This is a genomic window from Maribacter vaceletii (genome assembly GCF_003634105.1).
Classification (GTDB): Bacteria; Bacteroidota; Bacteroidia; order Flavobacteriales; family Flavobacteriaceae; genus Maribacter_B; species Maribacter_B vaceletii.
The window spans coordinates 276,063-294,662 of the sequence record NZ_RBIQ01000009.1 but is presented as its reverse complement, the minus strand read 5'-3'; the positions used below and the strand labels follow the sequence as shown (position 1 = coordinate 294,662).

Genomic DNA, 18,600 nt, shown 5'->3' with positions numbered 1-18,600 from the left:
AGGGACTTTGCTTAGTTATACAAAATACATACACGAAAATTCTGATATCTGGGTAACTTTTGTACACGGTGCAGGTGGAAGTTCTACTATATGGCATAAACAAGTAAAGGAGTTTAGAAAGCGTTTTAATGTTCTTTTATTAGATTTAAGAGGTCATGGAGACTCTGTAACATCAAATTTTTTAGAAAATTTTAGTGACACATATACTTTTGATTCTTTGTCTGAAGATATTATAGAGGTTATTAATTATGAAAAAATTAAACAATCTCATTTTATAGGAATATCATTAGGTACTATTATTATTAGAACTTTAGCAGAAAAGTATCCTGAAAGAGTTCTTAGTATGGTTATGGGAGGAGCAATAATGAAACTTGGTTTTAAATCGCGTTTAGTCTTAGGCTTAGGAATGAAGCTAAAGAAAATAATGCCTTATGATAAATTATATAATGTACTTACTTTCTTTATAATGCCGTATAAGAATCATAAAGAATCTAGGTTACTTTATATAAAAGAATCAAAGAAAATATATAAAGAAGAGTTTCTTAAGTGGTTTAGTTTAGCAGTAGAAATTAATCCCTTACTCAGATTTTTTAGGTCTGTAGAAATAAAAATACCTACCTTATATATTATGGGAGAAGAAGATTATCTTTTCTTACCAAGTATTCGTAAAGTTGTAGAAAAGCATACTGCTTCTAATTTGTTTGTAGTGGAAGACTGTGGTCATGTTGTTAATGTAGAACAACCAAAGTTGTACAATAATATGGTGTTAGGTTATCTTGCCGGTTTTTAAAAATAATTCTTCTAGAATTAATTATTTGAAAGAAAATAATAATTGGGAGTAGTAAAATGCAGCCCTGATTTTTTCTTGATAGCTAATTCAAATATGTACCTTCTAAAATTGAAAACTGTATTTTTTCCTTAAAAGTTGGTGATCAAGGCTGCTACATAATTTACTAATGTAAATAAAACACTTATTAGTAAAAAAAAAGGTAAGCCTTATAAAACTTTACTCTTTAAATAGTAAGTTTAGCCTTTTGTGAGTAAGGTAAGTGTTTGATTTATAGATTTTTTGAATGTAGTTGGTGGAATTAACTATTTGGAGCTATTTTTTTTTGATATTGACTAGGAGTAAGAAGTGTTTCCTTTTTAAATGCTTTGTTAAAGGTTACTTTGTTGTTGTAACCTACTTCATATGCAATGTCAATCATGTTCATTTTTTTTGCAATATTGTTGTCAAGTATTTCTTTTGCTTCTCTTATGCGATACCAATTAATGAGCTCGTTAAAGTTCATGTTAAAATGTTCATTAATAACTTGAGAAGCATTATGTCTTGTAGTTTGCAAATTAGTTGCGACCATTTCTAAATTTATATGGTTCTCTTTATATATTTTATCAATATCAAATAAGCGAATAAGATTGTTTTTAAGTTCTTTGGATAAGCTATCTGTTAATCCAGATTTTTGATATTTAAAAAATAATGCATTTTTAGCATTTAAAACACCACTAAAAACGTCTGGTTGAGCATTTGCAGAGTATCCTAAGTACAGAATCATCATAGCCATTGCAAATATTTGCATATTAAAGAAGAATCCAACAGAGATGTTATTTAGCGATAAAAATCCGTAAATACAGTAACATATTAAATACAAGAAGTGTATTCTGTAGATGTTTTTTTTCCATATTTTGTTTTCGTCTGATAAATTAGAGTCTAATTGACTTTTTAAATATATTTTTCTTATAAAAACACCATAAGTAAGTAAGGATATTACTTTTAAAACTACAATGGTTATAAATTCTGTGGAATTTTCAGAGGTATATCCAGAAGCTTCATTAATAAGAATTTCTAATTTTTCACTTATAGGAAGTAAGTATTTGGGTATTAAATAGATAAAAATTAGTAGAGTAGGTATTAAATGTATTAAGTCTTTAACCTTGAAAGTATATTGTTGTGTTATTCTTTTAAAATAAAAGTATAATAAAGGGCCGTATAGAAATGAAAAACCTGTTGAAATTAAATAGGAATTTGGAAAATTAAATTGATAATTAGTTAAGAATAAGAAAATGTGAATTATAAATATGGAATGGGTAAAAATAAAAGCGCTAATAAGTATTTTGGCAACAGAATCAATTTTCTTATTAAAGTGTATAATTACTGTTAAGTAAAAACCTATAAGTGCCACATATAAATAAATAAAAGTCCAAATATTAATTTGAGGTATGTATCTTTTTTCAATAATATCAAAAGCTTCCGTTTCTCTAATAGTATCAAAACCGCTATCTGCTAATATGTTAGGGTTGTATTCTTTATGTAAATACTCTTCAATATATTTTAAGCTTTCTTGTGTTTTGTGTAATGCAGAATAGCTAAGTGCAATTTTTTTTAAAACAGGAGCTTTATTTGGAATTTCCTTTTCTAATGCTAATTGATATGTTTCTATGGCATCATTGTAATTCTGCTCCATAAACAAATCGTCAGCTTTGTTGCGAAAGTTGATGGGAGGTAGTTCTCTAGTAGTTTTTTTTTCTGTGCTACTACCTTCTTTTGCTATAGAAGAATATAGATTTACGAACAGAAATAAGAACGTGATTAAGATTCTTAGTCTCCTCATTTGGTGTTTTATCTGTTTTTATGTTAAAAAAGTAAATAAAGATAATAAAATGAAGGACTTAATGATAATATTATCGTTTTAATTAAAGTAAAAACCGATAATAATTTACATTTATGGGAATTATAGTGCTATACCAAATTAGGTGCTCTTAAGATTAAGTTTTGAAACAAAAAAAACCGGTGCTCCCACCGGTTTAAACTAACTAACTCAAAAAATTACTAACTTAAAATAACTTATACAAATGTCTTTAATTTAAATCTAATAATAGTTAATTAAAGATTAAATTTTTTATAAATATTCTCTTTATTAAAAACAACGTTATAATGTTAAGAAAATTGTGTATAATCCATATTTATTTCGTTAGTCTTGAAGAATAAACACTTTTTTAAGTAAATCTGTAGTTCTTGAAGATACTTTATTTCTAATTTCTTTTTCTTCTATAGCTATCATTTTGTAAACTCCATGTAAAGCTTCTTGCGTTACATAATTGGTTAAATCTGGATTTACATTGTTTGTAAGTGGAATGTTGTTATACTTAGTAATTAAATTTTTCCAGATTTTATCTGCGCCTACCTTTTGGAAAGAGTTATTTATCACAGGAGAAAATTTATTATATAAATTGGTTTGTGTTTCTTTAGTTAAATATTTTGTAGCAGCATCATCAGCACCTAATAAAATACTTTTTGCATCTGTAAAGGAAATACCTTTTACAGCATCAATAAATATGGGTGTTGCTTCACTAACGGCATCTTCAGCTGCTCTATTTAGTACTTTTAGGCCTTCGTCTGCTAATTTTCCTAAGCCAATACTTCTTAGTGTTTTGTCTACTTTTTGTAATTCTTCAGGTAATACTATTTTTACTAATTCATTTTTGTAAAAACCGTTTGTAGCGGTAAGTTTGGTTACCTGTTTGTCTATTCCTAATTGTAATGCTTCTTGGAGACCTTTAGCAATATCTAAATTGCCAACAGTGGTAGTTTCTTGTGGTAGTTGGTTTACAATTTGTTGTAATTCACCACATGAGAAAAATGAAAAGAATGTAAATACTAAAATAATTTTTTTAAGCATTGTTTTGTGTTTTATGAAAATATAACGGTTTTGTTGTTGTATACCATTGTTTTGCTTGCAATGTGTAATTTTACAGCTCTAGATAATACTATTTTTTCTAGATCTCTTCCTTTTGTAATAAAATCGCTAATACTATGGGAGTGCGTTACTGCTGTTACATCCTGCTCAATGATTGGACCAGCATCCAATTCTTCGGTTACATAGTGACTAGTGGCTCCTATTATTTTAACACCTCTGGCAAAAGCAGCATGGTAAGGTTTTGCTCCTGCAAATGCAGGTAAAAAAGAATGGTGTATGTTAATAATTTTGTTCGGAAATTCCTCTATAACTGTACTACTAACTATTTGCATATATCTGGCTAAAACTATAAAGTCTACATTGTTTTCCTTTAATAATTTAAGTTGTTTTTGCTCGGCCTCTTCTTTTGTGTCTTTTGTAATAGGTATATGGTAAAAAGGAATATTAAATTGGTTCGCAATATATTCTAGGTCTTTATGATTGCTTAGAATAAAAGGAATATCAACATTTAATTCTCCAGAATTAAACCTACTTAATAAATCGTATAAGCAATGGTTGTATTTAGATACGAAAACTGCCATTTTTAATTTTTCGGTATCTTTTTTTAATGCCCATTTCATTTTGTATGGCAGTGCTAATTTTTTCTCAAACTCAGAAGAAAAAGTGGTGATGTTAAAACTTTTTTCATCAAAATCACTTTCTAGCCTCATAAAAAATATATTAGCGGCCTTATCTACATGTTGGTCAAGGTATATAATGTTTCCACCTTTAGAATGTATAAAGCCTGTAACAATACTTATTATGCCAGCCTGGTCGGGGCAATTTATTAAAATAGAAGTTTTCAAGATGTATGTTTTAACTTTCAAAATTAGAACATTATCTAAATCAAACTAAATAAAAATAGTTGTTTTTTTAGGTTTAATAGACAAATAGGAGTCTTTTAGACTTTAGAGGATAGAATTTCTCCAGTTTTTGAAAGATTCTTTAAAGGTAAAAACCTCTTTTCTTAATAAATTAATATATTCTTTTTCTTTTAAACCATCTTTTTCTAAACCCGTGCAGTAAGATGTCATGTTTCTTAGCATAATATTTATATGCAAAGCATTTTTAAGACGTTCCGTTTTGCATTTTGTATATTCTGCCTGAGCTATTTTTTGAGGTATAAGGATGGCATCTGTAAGTAATGAATTGGCAATAGTGTCTCTTAAACTATTAGATTGGTATAATTTTAATAAATCTTTGTTTAGGGAAACATAACTAGCTATCTCTCTGCTCATAACGCAAAGTTCTAATGCTTTTTTGTAGACAGGGTTTTTTCCTAAACTTTTGTGGGACACAGTTTATATATTTACTAATTATACTATAAAGTTACGTAGCATTTTAAATAAATTTATTTAAATAAATTAGTAAATTAGCTATTTTACTTTAGAATATTAATTATTGCAAAACAATAGTAATGATAACAAAGATTGATGAGTTAAATTGGAAAATACTTCATTTTTTACAAGAAAATGCAAGAGAATCTTATACTGCGATTGGTAAAAAAATTGGTCTTACAGCTCCAGCCGTTGCAGAGAGGGTTAAGAAAATGGAAGATTTAGGAATTATAGAGGGTTACAAAACAAAAGTTTCCCATTCTTTAACTGGGCATCAATTAAAAGCAATCATTACATTAAGAGCTTTTATGGGGAAATTAAAGCCTTTTTTGGTAATTGTAAAAGAGTATAAAGAGGTAATTAATTGTTATAGAATTACGGGTAATGAAAATATTGTAATGGAAGTTGTTTTAAAAGATCAATTTCATCTAGAACAATTTATAGATAAATTAATACAGTATGGTGAAACTAGAACCCATATTATACTTTCCAACGTGGTTACTAATGCTCCTGTGGGTAAGCTAAATTTTTAACTTTAGAATTTCATCGTATATTATTTGCACTTAATTGCGATTATCTCTTATTTTTATGGTTATGGATTTAGATAAATTGAATGAATATTTTTTAGTAGCACAAGAAAAAATAGTTTTTTTTCTTCCTAAAATTATTCTAGCAGGATTAATTTTTTGGATTGGGTTTAAGGTAGTTAAGAAATTGGTAAGTTGGATTGGTGTGGTTTTAGAAAAAGCAGGTTTTTCTGCTACATTAAGACCATTTTTATCTTCTACTGTAAGTGTGCTATTAAAAGGTGCTGTATTATTTACTATTGCATCTGTTATTGGAGCAGACTTAACAGGATTAGTAGCAATACTTGCCGCAGCAGGATTTGCTGTTGGAATGGCATTGCAGGGAAGTTTAGGAAATTTTGCTTCTGGAATATTGATTTTAACCTTAAAACCATATAAAATAGGAGATTGGATACAGTTAGATGATAAATTTGGTAGGGTAGAAGAGATTGGAATTTTTAGTACAGATGTTCTTACTCCAGGAAATAAAATTTTAATAATACCAAACTCTAAAGTAACGGATAATGTAGTTACAAATTATTCTGAAAAAGGGATGATACGTTTAGAAGTTACTGTTACTATGCCGTATGCAGAAAGTTTTCCTAAAGTTCAGAATATTATAGAAAGCGCCTTATTAACCGTTCCTAAAGTTTTAAAGGAGCCCAAACCAGAAATTGGTATTAGTAATTTTGATTCTCATAATATAGAGTTACTAGTGCGGCCTTATGTTGTTCCAGATGATTATTGGGAAGTTACTTTTAATACGAATAAGGCTATAAAGAAAGCTTTTAGCGCACATGGCATTAATGTTGCTTATTCCGAGGGGATAGAAATAGGAGCAATAGGAGAATAGTATTTAAAAATTATTTTAAATTAATAGTTATGGCGAGGTTTTTGATACATTTTGAACTATGAAATATATAGCAGCATTTTTTTTTATTATATTTTTTTGGTCAATTAATGCACAAGAAATAACATTAAAAAAAGGAATTGTATTAGATGGGTTAAAAGTGAATGATACCTTAACAGAGAATTTTTCACTTTATTTGCCAACTTCTTTTAAAATAGATAAAGCTTGGCCAGTAATATTTGTTTTTGATTTAAAAGGGAAAGGGAAACAGGCGTTGAGTATGTATACTACTGCAGCAGAGGAATATGGCTATATTATTGCGGCTTCTAATAATGTTCAAGACTCTCTTTCTATAACAGAGAATGTATTAATTACGAATAGAATGTTTAATAGAGTTTTTTCTTTACTCCCAATAAAGAAAAATAGAATATATGCCTCTGGTTACTCAGAAGGTGGGCGTTTTGCAACATTGGTTCCTACTTTTATTAAGGGGATTACGGGTGTCTTGTCTTTTAGTTCTACAATAGCTAATGAAGAAATTTTAAGTGCAAGAAAACCTTTTTATTTTATAGGTGTTGTTGGTAAGAAGGATTACTTGTATTCTGAAATGATTAGGACAAAGAAAGTATTAAATAGATTAAAGTTTCCAAACCAGCTTATATTTCATGAAAAAGGTAGAGAATGGCCTCCTTTGGAAACAATTAAAAAGGCATTGGTGTATTTTGATTTAGCTGCTATGGCAAAAAACACGGAAAAAATAGATATTTCATATGTTCAAAAAAATTATAAAGATGGCATGGTTAAAGCGGCTAGTTTGTTAACTGAAAATAAACCCTTGTATTCAGAAAATGTATTAAGCCAAATGCTTGTAGCCTATAAACCCTTAATGACTATAGATTCTATAAAATATAATTTAAAAAGTTTAAAAAGGAGTAAGCTGTATAGGTCTAGTTATAATGAGGAAAGTGCCTTATTATTAAAAGAAGATTTTATAAAAGGGGAGTACAATTATTATTTAGAAGAAGATGTGCTTACATATAATTATAATAATTTAGGGTGGTGGAAATATCAAACAGAAGAGATTTCTAAATTTTTAAATAGCCCCAAAGCAGTTCACAAGCAGTTAGGGGTAAGGTTGCAATGCTATTTAGAAGCTCTGATAGAAGATAATATAGATATTGTGAATGCATCAACAGTAGTAGATGAGGAGGCACTTAACTTTTTGTATATGTTAAAGACAATTACATCTCCTTCTAAATATGAAAATTATTTAAAAGTTATTTCTTATAGTTCTAAAATTGAAGATTATGGCACAGCGTTGTTTTATTTAGAAGAGCTTCTTGCCGCAGGCTATACTAACAAAGAAGAATTATATAAATTAGAACATACTGCATTATTTAGGATTAGTCCAGAGTTTAATGAAACTGTTGCAAAGTACCTAAAAGAAGCACGTTACGATGTTATAGAAGAATAACTAGAATTATAGGTCTCTAGTTATTACTTCTATATTATAATATTGGTGTTAAAAGTTGGCATTATTTTTAGATGTTTTTTTAAGTAGGTGTGTAAGTAGTAAAATACCTAAAAGGCATATAAAAACAATTGCATACCATGTTTTTTCGTATCCAAAAGCGGCAATAGAATGCATTCCAGAGTTGTGTCCAAATATATGGGCAATAGAAAAAGACATACTGTAAAGAGCCATATATTCCCCTTGTTTTCCGCGTTTAGCTCTTTCCATTGCTATTGCGTTAGAAAATGGAAAAGCAATCATTTCTCCAAAAGTCATAAGTAGCATTCCAATAACTAAAATGCCTGTCCAATTAATAATGTTTAGAACTAAAAAACTAAGCATAATTAGTAGTAATCCTATTATAACATAGGTTGATTTATAATTCTTTTTGTTTTCTAAATATTTTATAAGAGGCATTTCTAAGGCGAATATAGCAAAGCCATTACATGCTAATATAATTCCTATTTGTGATTCATTTAATTTATAAGCTTCACTATAGTATATAGGTATTGTAGAAAAATATTGAACAAAAGCAAAAGCTAATAAAACCATTGCGGCTATAAAAGTAAGGTAGTAGAAATCCTTGTAAGCAGAAATAGGCGATTTGTTATAAATATTATTTAAAACTTTTGCTTTTTTAGGATTTAAGACAGCGACTAATAGCATACCTGCTAGTATGCAAGTGCTACCATCTACCCAAAATAATTTGTCATACCCAAGTGTGGCAATAATTAATCCGCCTAAAGCTGGTCCAGCAGAAAAACCTAAATTAATAGCAAGTCTAATTAATGTTACGCTTCTAGTTTTATTTTCGGGTTTGCTATATGCACTTAGAGCAACAAAAGCTGCAGGTCTAAAAGTGTCTGCAATAATCATTAGTATAAAAATCCCTATACATATTGGCCAAAAGGTATTTAGTTCTTGTAGTGCTATAAAAGATACACCTGTTAATAGTAAACTAGCAAACATAACTTTATAGTACCCAAAAATATCGGTTAGTTTTCCTCCTAACCAATTACCAGCTAGGGAGCCAATTCCAAAAGCTGTCATAATACTACCAACATTTTCTAAAGAAAATCCCAAGCTTTTTGTTAAATACAAAGAAAGAAAAGGAATTACCATAGTGCCAGCTCTATTTATTAAGGTGATAAAAGCTAACCACCAAACTTCTTTAGAGAGTCCTTTAAAAGATTCTATGTAATTTACTGCTAGTTGTTTCATTTTTATTTTTTTTGGAATAAAAAAAGCCTGACATTTTTGTCAGGCTTTTAGGTATATAAATATCTTTTGATTTTTAAATATAGCAGCGCCTGTTCAGTTTTACTGAATATGATTTTACTAGTTTATAAATCGTTAAAAATTTCATTCTTATTGAATTTGAATACTAAATTAATAAAAATAGGTATATGTTGTATTTTTACATAGCTAGATTAAAATTTATTTTTATATGAAGTATGTATTAGTGGTGTTATCTATTTTGGTGTTGTCTTGCAAACAAGAGAAAAAGTATCATGATATTACGCAAGAAAAAAAAGAAAAAGTAAAGGATACTTTATTAGCGGGTATTATAGAATGGCAAAAAGAGTTAAATGAAGAATATGAGGATCCAGAAACATCTCCGTTACCAGATAGATATAGGAAAGATTTTAAAACCTTAGACTTTTTTGAACCAGACACTACTTTTGTGGTTATTGCGGATTTTGAAAGAACACCAGAAGCTATTCCTTTTCTAATGCCAACTACTACAGATAGACAATCAGAAGAAGTTGTTTATGGTATTGCAACTTTTATTTTAAAAGGTAAAAAGCATAAATTAGAAATTTATCAGAATAGAAAATTAATGTTACAAGAAGAATATAAGGACTATTTGTTTTTGCCTTTTATAGATAAAACAAATGGAAAACAAACCTATGGCGGTGGGCGTTATATAGATTTGTCTATTCCGGAAGGGAATACCATTGTAATTAATTTTAATAAAGCATATAATCCGTATTGTGCTTATAATAAAAAATATTCTTGCCCAATAGTTCCTGGTATTAATAGTCTAGATATAGAAGTTTTGGCAGGTGTTAAAGCTTTTAAACCCACTAAAAAATAAAAAGCCCTGCATTTCTGCAAGGCTTTTAAATATTATAAATGTTGCTTTTTTTCTTCTCTTAGAAAGAGTAGATTGCAGCTAAAGCAAAAGTTGCTAAGCTATCAGAAGCAGCACCATCACTATCAGTAAAACCATCTTTTATGCTATCTAATCTAAATTCTGGCTTTAAGATTAAGTTGTCAACAGAATAGCTACCTGTAAGGGTAATAGCAGTTACATCGTCATAGTTGTCACCACCATCTATAGTAGAAGCGAAATATTCACCTCTTAAACCAATAGAGAAAGCATCAGATGTAGCTATTTGAGGGTAAAGAGCAACACCGTAGAAACCTGTATCTGCAGCATCATTAGTATCGTATGCTGCGTTTATTCCTAAGAAGAAAGCATCAGAGATATCAAATCCACCTGTGAAATCAATCTCAGTTCCTAAACCACCATTTTTACCACTATCATAGTAGAAGTTTAAATATTGACCGTAGAAACCTAACTGAGCTCCAAAAGAATACTCTCCAGTTCCTGAGATATCATTTGTGTCCCATGGGTTCATTACTCCAACCATTAAGCTAAAATCATCAGATAAAGCAAAATCAGCTTTAAGACCCATATGAGAAAAAGGTCCATTAGAGAATAAATAAGAAGTACTATAGTTAAAGTTTGCTTGTGGAGCAATTACTTCATATCCTAAGAACGTGTTAAAACGACCCATTGTTAAGGTAGTTTTATCAGAAACATTCCAGTAAACATATGCTTGGTTTACAATACCATCAACTATATCTGTATTAAAAGTTGCACCAGCACCTCTTGGTCCTACAACAATATCAAGTACGGCACCAACTTTACCAGCATCATAACTAGCAATTAAGTTACCCATACCTAAAGCAAAACCAGTTTGGTTTGCAAATGCAGTTCCTGGATCAGTAGAAGCTACGCCTGCATCATTAAAAGCAGTTCTATAGTATGCGTCAACACTACCGCTTATTTCTAATTTTGGTGCTTCTTCGGCTGCTTCTTCATCCTGAGCAAAAGTACTTGTTGTTGCAACTAACATTAATGCAGATGCAAATATATTTTTTACGTACTTTGTGTTTGTAATCTTTTTCATAATTCAAATAATTTGTTTGTCCGTGTTTGACTAATTTGGACGTTATAAATTTAGTTTCAGTTGTTTTGTGATATGATTATGTAACGGAGTGTTCTGCAAAACACTCCGTTTGTTTTTTTAGTGTTGGTTCATTCTAAAGTCAGAATAAGCATCCATTCCATGTTCGTGAATGTCTAACCCTTCTAATTCTTCTTCTTTAGAAACTCTTAATCCTAAAGTAGCTTTAAGTGCTCCAAGAATAATACCTGAAGTAACAATACAAAAACCACCAACTATAAGAACTCCGTAAAGTTGTGTTAAGAATTGGTCAAAACCAGCCATGCTTCCAAAAATACCTACAGCTAATGTTCCCCAGATACCACATATAAGGTGTACTGCAATAGCACCTACAGGATCATCTAATTTTAATTTATCTACTAAGGCAACTCCAAGTACAATTATGATACCTGCTAAGAAACCAATAACAACAGCTTCGTTAGGAGACATTAAATCTGCTCCAGCAGTAATACCTACTAGTCCACCTAGAATACCGTTTAAGAACATAGTTAAATCTAAGTTTTTGTATAATATTGTTGATGTAATGAATGCTCCAAAGCCACCAGCTGCTGCTGCTAAACTTGTAGTAACTAATACAAGAGATGTTAATTCAGGGTCTGCAGAAAGAACAGATCCACCGTTAAATCCAAACCATCCTAACCATAATATAAGAACACCAGCAGTTGCAAGTGGAATATTGTGACCTGGTATTGCTTTTGGTTTTCCGTCGCTTCCGAATTTTCCAATTCTAGAACCTAATAGTGCTACAGCAACTAAAGCTGCCCAACCACCTACAGAGTGTACTAATGTAGATCCAGCAAAATCATAGAATCCCCATGCATCTAAGAATCCTCCACCCCATTTCCAAGCTCCTACAATAGGGTAAACAAGACCTACGTATATAACTGTGAAAATCATGAAAGAACCAATTTTTATTCTCTCTGCAACAGCACCAGATACTATAGTTGCTGCTGTAGCTGCGAACATTCCTTGGAATAAGAAATCTGTCCACCATGTGTATCCTCCATCTGCATAAGCTGCTGTCATTCCTCCTTCAGGAGCTCCAATTCCAAAACCTGCAAATTTTAAAATTCCCATATCTCCATCTTCAAAACCTGGGTACATTAAGTTAAATCCCCATGCATAATAAAGAAGAAGACCCCCTGTGATAATAAATATATTTTTAAATAAAATGTTTATTGTATTTTTTTGTCTTGTTAAGCCAATTTCTAAAAAGGCAAAACCTGTATGCATAAAGAATACTAGCGCTGTTGCTAGCATCATCCATACGTTATTGGCTGTAAATAATCCTGCGTCCATATTTAATAAATTTTAGTTGTTTGGTTTTTTTTAGTTGATTCCTGCGTGACCGCTTTCTTTGGTTCTAATTCTGTATGCCTCTACTACGTCGGATACAAATATTTTACCATCACCTACATTACCTGAGTAAGCAGCTTCTAATAATGTTTCAACCGTTTTAGTTAAAAAATCATCAGATACTACTATAGATAAGTGTCTTCTTTGAATGTCTGTGGTGCTATAAGAAATTCCACGATAAACGTGTCCTTGTTTTTCGTTACCTACACCGGTTACGTCCCAGTAACTAAAAAAGTTTACCTCTATTTGATGTAATGCTTCTTTAACATCATCAAACTTTGATTTTCTGATAATTGCTTCGATTTTTTTCATAATTCGTTTGTTGTTTACGTTGCCAAATATATGTTAAAATGAACTACCCCCTAAAAAAATAGGGGGTAGTTTTATCATTTTTATGTTTATGATAATTATATCCCTATTATTTTGTGGGTATGATATTTATTATGTGTAAATATCTGAGATATAGTATTTGGTGTTTATGAAAAAGCGGATTTACGACAGTAATGATAGCTTTTTGTTAGTATTGTTGTCATATTCGTAATATAACAAGCTGTTAATCTATAATTAGTAACTTACTTAGTTATGTGTAATATACGTGAAGTACCGTATTTATAGTTTAGTTAACCATAAACCAAGAGCAATTGCCAATAAGCCAATTGCAAAACTTAATAAGGTGTATAAGGTAAAAAAGAGAAAGTCTCCACTTTTTATAATAGAATGACTTTCAAATGCAAATGTAGAAAAGGTTGTGAATCCGCCACAAAAACCAGTAGTTAATAATAAGGTATGATTTTGTGAAAGTAAATTGTTTTTAAAAGAAATTCCTAATACAATACCTATAAGTAAGCATCCTATTATATTAACTAAGAAAGTTCCTAAAAAAAAGTTTTGAAAATACGAGTTGAAAATTTTAGAGATAAAATATCTAAGAACACTGCCTATTCCACCTCCTAAAAATACAAGTAGCATATTATTCATACCGTAAAGGTATAAATTCTAGATTGCTTTTTTGTAATTTGAATTTGCTAAATCTATTGGATAAATTTTAGTTTTGGAAATGTCAGATATTTCCTTCCCTATAGATTTAGGTTTTTGGTTAATATTCTTAAGGCTAAAAAGCATTATTATTGCATTTAGTCCTACTAGTAATAAAAGAATTGTAAAAAATGTCATCACTTATTTTTTTGCCCCTGTTAAATGAATAACGCAAAATTACGTTGTTTGTTGTATTTTACGGGTTAAAATGCAAAAATGTTGTAAATAATGAGATTTTTGTGGTGTACGTAATGTTAGAGTTAAAATTTAAGCATAAACTTAATACAGAAAAGTATTACTAAGAATATGGCAAAGGTTATGGCTACCCATTTAACACCTTTGTAGTTTTTGGCGTGTAATTTTTTGTCTTTTATGTAGGAAAAAGCAATTATAGCAATAAAAGAGACTGCAAAAAGAGCTGCAAAAACAAGTTGCCCTGTACTAAACATATTTTTATATTTTTACACAAATCTAAGGGAAAACTATAATATAAGAATATGAAAAATAAAATAGCTGCAGTAGAATTATTTCACAAGTCTTTTGGTTTGGGTGTACTACATGAAAATAAGGCAGACCTAGGAGAGGCAAAAAATTTACTTCGTTTTAATTTAATGGATGAGGAAAATAAAGAATATTTAGAAGCCGCTAGTAATAATGATATGGTAGAAGTGGCTGACGCTTTAGGAGATATGCTATATATATTATGTGGTACTATTTTAGAGCATGGTATGCAATATAAGATTGAAGAGGTTTTTGAAGAAATTCAAAGAAGTAATATGAGTAAACTTGGTGCGGATGGTAAACCTATATATAGAGAAGATGGTAAAGTGCTTAAGGGGCCAAACTATTTTAAGCCTAATATTAAAGAAATTCTTGAAAATTAAAAAAGGGAGCTTAATAGCTCCCTTTTTATATATTATAGGTAATACTTACACTTTATAACGCCATCCAAAAGTATCTTCAGTTTTGTTGTATTGTATGTCTGTAATACGTTTTTTTAATTTAGTTGCCATGCTATCTTCATTTTCTGGCAAATCATAATCTACATCTCTATAACCAAAAGTGGCAATAGGAGAAATTACTGCAGCAGTACCAGCTCCAAACATTTCTTTAAGGGAGCCATCTTTGGCGGCAGCAATAACTTCTGCAACAGTTATTTTTCTAACTTCGGTAGTAATGCCTTCATCTTTTGCTATTTCTAGAATACTTTTTCTAGTAATACCATCCAAGATTCTATCACTTGTTGGTCCAGTAATAAGAGTATCATTAATACGAACAAAAATATTCATGGCACCAGCTTCTTCAATATACTCATGCGTGTTATCATCTGTCCAAATTACTTGATTGTAACCTTTGGCAACTGCTAATTGTGTTGGGTAAAATTGACCAGCGTAATTACCACCGGCTTTAGCATAACCAACACCTCCATTTGCAGATCTAGAATATTTTTCTTCAATAAGTACTTTCACTTTTCCAGAAAAATAAGCGCCAGAAGGAGCACAAGAAATAATAAACTTATATTCATCTGCAGGAGAAGCATGAAAACCTTGCCCTGTTGCAAAAATAAAAGGTCTAATATATAAGGAACTTCCTTCATTTTTAGGAATCCATTGTTCGTCTACTTTTAAAAGCGTTTTTAAGCCTTCCATAAAATAGTCTTCAGGTATTTCTGGGATAGCCATACGCTTGGCAGAAACATTAAGTCTTTTTTGGTTTTCTAAAGGTCTAAATAGCCAAGTATCGTTATTTACATCTTTATAAGCCTTCATACCTTCAAAAATAGATTGTCCATAATGGAATATTTTTGAAGAAGGGTCAAGAACAATAGGTTGGTAAGGAACTACCTTAGGAGCTTCCCATTTTCCGTCTTTGTAATCACAGACCAACATATGATCAGCGAATACACTCCCAAAGGATAAATTATCAAAATCTACTTGATTAATTTTGGATTGCTTTACTTTCTCAATCGAAATTTTTTGTTCTGTAATGTTCATTGGAATAAGAATTAAATAATAAAAATAGAAAATTTTACCATTTAGACTTCCTTTTTTATTTAAAATTAGTCAGTTTTGTAATATTAAAATTATATTTTAATAAATATGAAGAGAATTAACATATTGTTTGTCTTATTCTTAGTGTTTTTTTCTGCAACAGCACAAAAAGCAATTATAGATAAAAATAACACTAATGATTATGAATTTTTTGGGGATAAGATAAATTTTGAGAAAGTAGTATCAAGTTCTTATGCCTTAAAAGAATTTCAGAAAATGAATAATAAAGATACTTTAGAGCTAAAGTTTTCTGGCGTAGTTGCAGATGTTTGTAAAGCAAAAGGATGTTGGATGAAATTAGACCTTGGTAATAACAAAGAAGCTATGGTTCGTTTTAAAGAGTATAGCTTTTTTGTACCTAAAGATATTACAGGTAAAGAAGTAATTGTGAGTGGCGTAGCTTTTGTTAAGGAAACGAGTGTTAAAGAGCAACAGCATTATGCTTTAGATGCAGGGGCATCTAAAGAAGAAATTGCTAAAATTACTAAACCTAAAAAAATATATAGCCTTACTGCAGACGGAGTATTGTTAAAAAAATAGTTTGAAAAGAGAAATAATTATTACTGCAGACGGCTCTAAAACCATTCATATTCCGGATTGGAATGAGCAATACCATTCTAAACATGGTGCAATACAAGAGGCATATCATGTTTTTATTAAAAATGGTTTGTCTTTATTTTCTGAAAATGAAATAAGTATCTTGGAAATTGGTTTTGGTACAGGTCTAAATGCTTTAATTACGAGTATTGAATCTAAAAAAACGAATTTAAAAGTTAATTATACTGGGATAGAGGCGTATCCAGTTTCTTTAGAAGAACTTAATTCTTTAAATTACTTAGAAGAATTAAATGCAGAAAATCAAAAGCATATTTTTAATAAGATGCATTCTTCGGAATGGGGTGTTACAAATCAAATTTCTGATGATTTTAGTTTGTTAAAAGAACAAAAGAATTTTTTAGACATAAAAAATAAAGAAGATTTTAATTTAATTTATTTTGATGCCTTTGGTGCACGTGTGCAACCAGAGTTATGGACTGAAGAAATTTTTAAAATTATGTATGATTCTCTAAAAGAAGATGGGTATTTAGTAACCTATTCTGCTAAAGGAAGTGTTAGGAGGGCAATGCAATCTGTAGGCTTTGTGGTAGAAAGATTGCCTGGTCCGCCCGGAAAAAGAGAAATGTTAAGAGCGCAAAAGAAGCTTTAGAAACATTTTTTTCTTAATACTCTTTTATTTAGTGTTAAAACCTAATTAAAATTAACTGTGCAATCATTAAAACTAAATATCTTTGAGGTATGAAAGTTTTAATTACTGGAGCGACAGGATTAGTAGGTAGGGAGATTGTTAAGCAATGCCTCACAAATTCTATTGCGGTAAACTATCTAACAACTTCAAAACAAAAAATAGTTGCTAAAGAAGGCTATAATGGCTTTTACTGGAATCCGTCTCATAATGAAATAGATATTTCCTGTTTTAATGGAGTTACGGTAATTATAAATTTAGCGGGTAGTTCTATTGTAAAAAGATGGACAAGCAATAATAAAAAGGAAATTCTAGATAGTAGAATAAATTCTCTGAAAACGTTGCATTTAGGTTTAAGTAAAGTAGATACTAGTTTAATAACATCTTTTGTATCTGCATCTGCAATAGGTATTTACCCAAATTCTATAACAAATTATTACACAGAAAAAGAAAAAGCTATAGATGAAAGTTTTTTAGGTAAAGTTGTTGATCTATGGGAAAAAGAAGTAGATACATTTAAAGGGTATAATTTTAGTGTTGCTAAAGTTAGAATAGGTCTAGTAATGGCTAAAAATGGCGGAGCATTACCAATGTTAATTAAGCCAGTAAAGTATTATGTAGGTTCTGCATTGGGTACAGGTAAGCAATGGCAATCTTGGATTCATATTACCGATTTGGCAAGAATTTTTCTTTTTATTAGCAATAATAAATTAGAGGGAGTGTATAATGGGGTAGGGCCTAATCCTATTTCAAATGCTAAATTGGTACGTAAAATAGCAAGTGTATTAAAAAAACCAGTTTTTTTTCCAAATGTCCCAAAATTTATTATGTATTTGGTGCTAGGGAAAATGGCGTATTTGTTATTTGTTAGTCAGCGTGTTAGTAGTAAAAAAATAGAAAAAGAAGGTTTTGTTTTTAAATACTCTAATGTAGGTTTGGCATTAGAAAAAATCACTTCATAGAAATTTAAAACTTATAGGACATAACTTCTTGTTTTGGTATTCAATTATATATTTAGATAAAGTTGCGTGACATTTTGACATTTTTAAAGAATTGGCAGTACTTTTGCATTTTTAAAATCGGTATATAAAAAGTGACTTAAAATGAGTAACAAAAATAAAGAAGAAGAATTAGAGAATTCTGTTTCTGAAGCACAAGAAAATACAGTAGAACAGGAAGAGCAAGAAGTGGCGCAAGAAGAAATATCTGAAGAGGAGCAATTAAGAGAAGATTTAGCAAAGGAAAAAGATAAATTTTTACGTCTTTTTGCAGAGTTTGAAAACTATAAGAAAAGAACCTCTAAAGAACGTATGGATTTGTTTAAAACAGCTGGACAAGAAGTACTAGTTTCTTTATTGCCTGTTTTAGATGATTTTGATAGAGCTTTAAATGAGCTTTCTAAGTCTGACGATAAAGAAACTTTTAAAGGAGTAGAGCTAATTAGCGGAAAATTAAAAGAAACTTTAAAATCTAAAGGCTTAAATGCAATGGAGGTTAAAAAAGGCGATGCTTTTGATGCAGAAATGCACGAAGCAATTACCCAAATACCAGCTCCAGAGAAAAAGCTAAAAGGAAAAATTATTGATGTTATTGAAAAAGGGTTTACCCTTGGAGATAAAATTATACGTCACCCAAAAGTGGTTGTTGGTAACTAAATA

The 18,600-nt window shown here is 30.1% G+C and carries 22 protein-coding genes; 10 read left to right on the top strand and 12 right to left on the bottom strand.

Annotation, left to right across the window (positions count from 1 at the left end; genetic code table 11):
- Positions 1–7: 7 nt before the first annotated feature.
- Positions 8–790 carry an alpha/beta fold hydrolase gene (locus CLV91_RS12195; protein WP_121068351.1) on the top strand — a complete coding sequence of 261 codons (783 nt, stop codon included), beginning with the start codon at positions 8–10 and terminating at the stop codon, positions 788–790.
- Positions 791–1,088: 298 nt separating this feature from the next.
- Here the strand turns inward: CLV91_RS12195 and CLV91_RS12190 are convergent, their stop codons facing one another.
- The 4 genes from CLV91_RS12190 to CLV91_RS12175 all read right to left on the bottom strand — a co-directional run bounded on the left by CLV91_RS12190 (position 1,089) and on the right by CLV91_RS12175 (position 4,972).
- Positions 1,089–2,462: a helix-turn-helix domain-containing protein gene (locus tag CLV91_RS12190; RefSeq protein ID WP_170146752.1), complete on the bottom strand. Its 1,374-nt coding sequence runs from the start codon at positions 2,460–2,462 to the stop codon at positions 1,089–1,091.
- 507 nt (positions 2,463–2,969) lie between these two features.
- Positions 2,970–3,677 carry a DUF4197 domain-containing protein gene (locus CLV91_RS12185; protein ID WP_121068347.1) on the bottom strand — a complete coding sequence of 236 codons (708 nt, stop codon included), beginning with the start codon at positions 3,675–3,677 and terminating at the stop codon, positions 2,970–2,972.
- An 11-nt stretch (positions 3,678–3,688) separates the two neighbouring features.
- Positions 3,689–4,540 (bottom strand): formyltetrahydrofolate deformylase, encoded by an 852-nt coding sequence (gene purU, locus CLV91_RS12180; protein WP_121068345.1) that lies wholly within the window; start codon positions 4,538–4,540, stop codon positions 3,689–3,691.
- 102 nt (positions 4,541–4,642) lie between these two features.
- On the bottom strand, positions 4,643–4,972 hold the full coding sequence (locus tag CLV91_RS12175) for a hypothetical protein (RefSeq protein WP_245987186.1): 330 nt from the start codon (positions 4,970–4,972) through the stop codon (positions 4,643–4,645).
- A gap of 179 nt (positions 4,973–5,151) precedes the next feature.
- Between CLV91_RS12175 and CLV91_RS12170 the strand changes: the two genes are divergently transcribed.
- The 3 genes from CLV91_RS12170 to CLV91_RS12160 all read left to right on the top strand — a co-directional run bounded on the left by CLV91_RS12170 (position 5,152) and on the right by CLV91_RS12160 (position 7,961).
- On the top strand, positions 5,152–5,604 hold the full coding sequence (locus tag CLV91_RS12170; RefSeq protein WP_121068341.1) for an Lrp/AsnC family transcriptional regulator: 453 nt from the start codon (positions 5,152–5,154) through the stop codon (positions 5,602–5,604).
- 61 nt (positions 5,605–5,665) lie between these two features.
- Positions 5,666–6,490, top strand: a complete 825-nt coding sequence (locus CLV91_RS12165; RefSeq protein WP_121068619.1) for a mechanosensitive ion channel family protein — start codon at positions 5,666–5,668, stop codon at positions 6,488–6,490.
- Positions 6,491–6,548: 58 nt separating this feature from the next.
- On the top strand, positions 6,549–7,961 hold the full coding sequence (locus tag CLV91_RS12160; RefSeq protein WP_121068339.1) for an alpha/beta hydrolase: 1,413 nt from the start codon (positions 6,549–6,551) through the stop codon (positions 7,959–7,961).
- 48 nt (positions 7,962–8,009) lie between these two features.
- On the opposite strand, the gene CLV91_RS12155 is transcribed toward CLV91_RS12160, so the two are convergent.
- Positions 8,010–9,221: an MFS transporter gene (locus CLV91_RS12155; RefSeq protein WP_121068337.1), complete on the bottom strand. Its 1,212-nt coding sequence runs from the start codon at positions 9,219–9,221 to the stop codon at positions 8,010–8,012.
- Positions 9,222–9,447: 226 nt separating this feature from the next.
- Between CLV91_RS12155 and CLV91_RS12150 the strand changes: the two genes are divergently transcribed.
- Positions 9,448–10,098, top strand: a complete 651-nt coding sequence (locus CLV91_RS12150; RefSeq protein ID WP_121068335.1) for a DUF1684 domain-containing protein — start codon at positions 9,448–9,450, stop codon at positions 10,096–10,098.
- A 58-nt stretch (positions 10,099–10,156) separates the two neighbouring features.
- Here CLV91_RS12150 and CLV91_RS12145 read toward each other — a convergent pair whose 3' ends face one another.
- The 6 genes from CLV91_RS12145 to CLV91_RS12125 form a co-directional block, all read right to left on the bottom strand.
- Positions 10,157–11,200: an outer membrane beta-barrel protein gene (locus CLV91_RS12145; RefSeq protein WP_121068333.1), complete on the bottom strand. Its 1,044-nt coding sequence runs from the start codon at positions 11,198–11,200 to the stop codon at positions 10,157–10,159.
- 117 nt (positions 11,201–11,317) lie between these two features.
- Positions 11,318–12,556 (bottom strand): ammonium transporter, encoded by a 1,239-nt coding sequence (locus CLV91_RS12140; RefSeq protein ID WP_121068331.1) that lies wholly within the window; start codon positions 12,554–12,556, stop codon positions 11,318–11,320.
- A gap of 30 nt (positions 12,557–12,586) precedes the next feature.
- Complete coding sequence (locus tag CLV91_RS12135) at positions 12,587–12,925, bottom strand: P-II family nitrogen regulator (RefSeq protein ID WP_121068329.1); 339 nt, start codon at positions 12,923–12,925, stop codon at positions 12,587–12,589.
- A gap of 297 nt (positions 12,926–13,222) precedes the next feature.
- The gene (gene crcB, locus CLV91_RS12130) at positions 13,223–13,591 is read right to left on the bottom strand and encodes a fluoride efflux transporter CrcB (protein WP_121068327.1); all 369 of its coding nucleotides are present in this window, start codon (positions 13,589–13,591) and stop codon (positions 13,223–13,225) included.
- A gap of 18 nt (positions 13,592–13,609) precedes the next feature.
- Complete coding sequence (locus CLV91_RS16885) at positions 13,610–13,786, bottom strand: hypothetical protein (RefSeq protein WP_170146751.1); 177 nt, start codon at positions 13,784–13,786, stop codon at positions 13,610–13,612.
- 122 nt (positions 13,787–13,908) lie between these two features.
- Complete coding sequence (locus tag CLV91_RS12125; protein WP_121068325.1) at positions 13,909–14,097, bottom strand: hypothetical protein; 189 nt, start codon at positions 14,095–14,097, stop codon at positions 13,909–13,911.
- Positions 14,098–14,145: 48 nt separating this feature from the next.
- On the opposite strand from CLV91_RS12125, the gene CLV91_RS12120 reads away from it, so the two are divergent.
- A complete protein-coding gene (locus tag CLV91_RS12120; RefSeq protein WP_121068323.1) occupies positions 14,146–14,532 on the top strand; it encodes a pyrophosphohydrolase domain-containing protein in 387 nt (128 codons plus the stop codon).
- Between the two features lie 45 nt (positions 14,533–14,577).
- Here the strand turns inward: CLV91_RS12120 and CLV91_RS12115 are convergent, their stop codons facing one another.
- Positions 14,578–15,642 (bottom strand): branched-chain amino acid aminotransferase, encoded by a 1,065-nt coding sequence (locus CLV91_RS12115; protein WP_121068321.1) that lies wholly within the window; start codon positions 15,640–15,642, stop codon positions 14,578–14,580.
- A 105-nt stretch (positions 15,643–15,747) separates the two neighbouring features.
- Between CLV91_RS12115 and CLV91_RS12110 the strand changes: the two genes are divergently transcribed.
- The 4 genes from CLV91_RS12110 (at position 15,748) to CLV91_RS12095 (ending at position 18,597) form a co-directional block, all read left to right on the top strand.
- Positions 15,748–16,239: a DUF4920 domain-containing protein gene (locus CLV91_RS12110; RefSeq protein ID WP_121068319.1), complete on the top strand. Its 492-nt coding sequence runs from the start codon at positions 15,748–15,750 to the stop codon at positions 16,237–16,239.
- Between the two features lies 1 nt (position 16,240).
- Positions 16,241–16,906 carry a tRNA (5-methylaminomethyl-2-thiouridine)(34)-methyltransferase MnmD gene (mnmD, locus tag CLV91_RS12105; protein ID WP_121068317.1) on the top strand — a complete coding sequence of 222 codons (666 nt, stop codon included), beginning with the start codon at positions 16,241–16,243 and terminating at the stop codon, positions 16,904–16,906.
- A gap of 89 nt (positions 16,907–16,995) precedes the next feature.
- Positions 16,996–17,904, top strand: coding sequence for a TIGR01777 family oxidoreductase (locus CLV91_RS12100; RefSeq protein WP_121068315.1), 909 nt, complete (start codon positions 16,996–16,998; stop codon positions 17,902–17,904).
- A 141-nt stretch (positions 17,905–18,045) separates the two neighbouring features.
- A complete protein-coding gene (locus CLV91_RS12095; RefSeq protein ID WP_121068313.1) occupies positions 18,046–18,597 on the top strand; it encodes a nucleotide exchange factor GrpE in 552 nt (183 codons plus the stop codon).
- Positions 18,598–18,600: the final 3 nt, after the last annotated feature.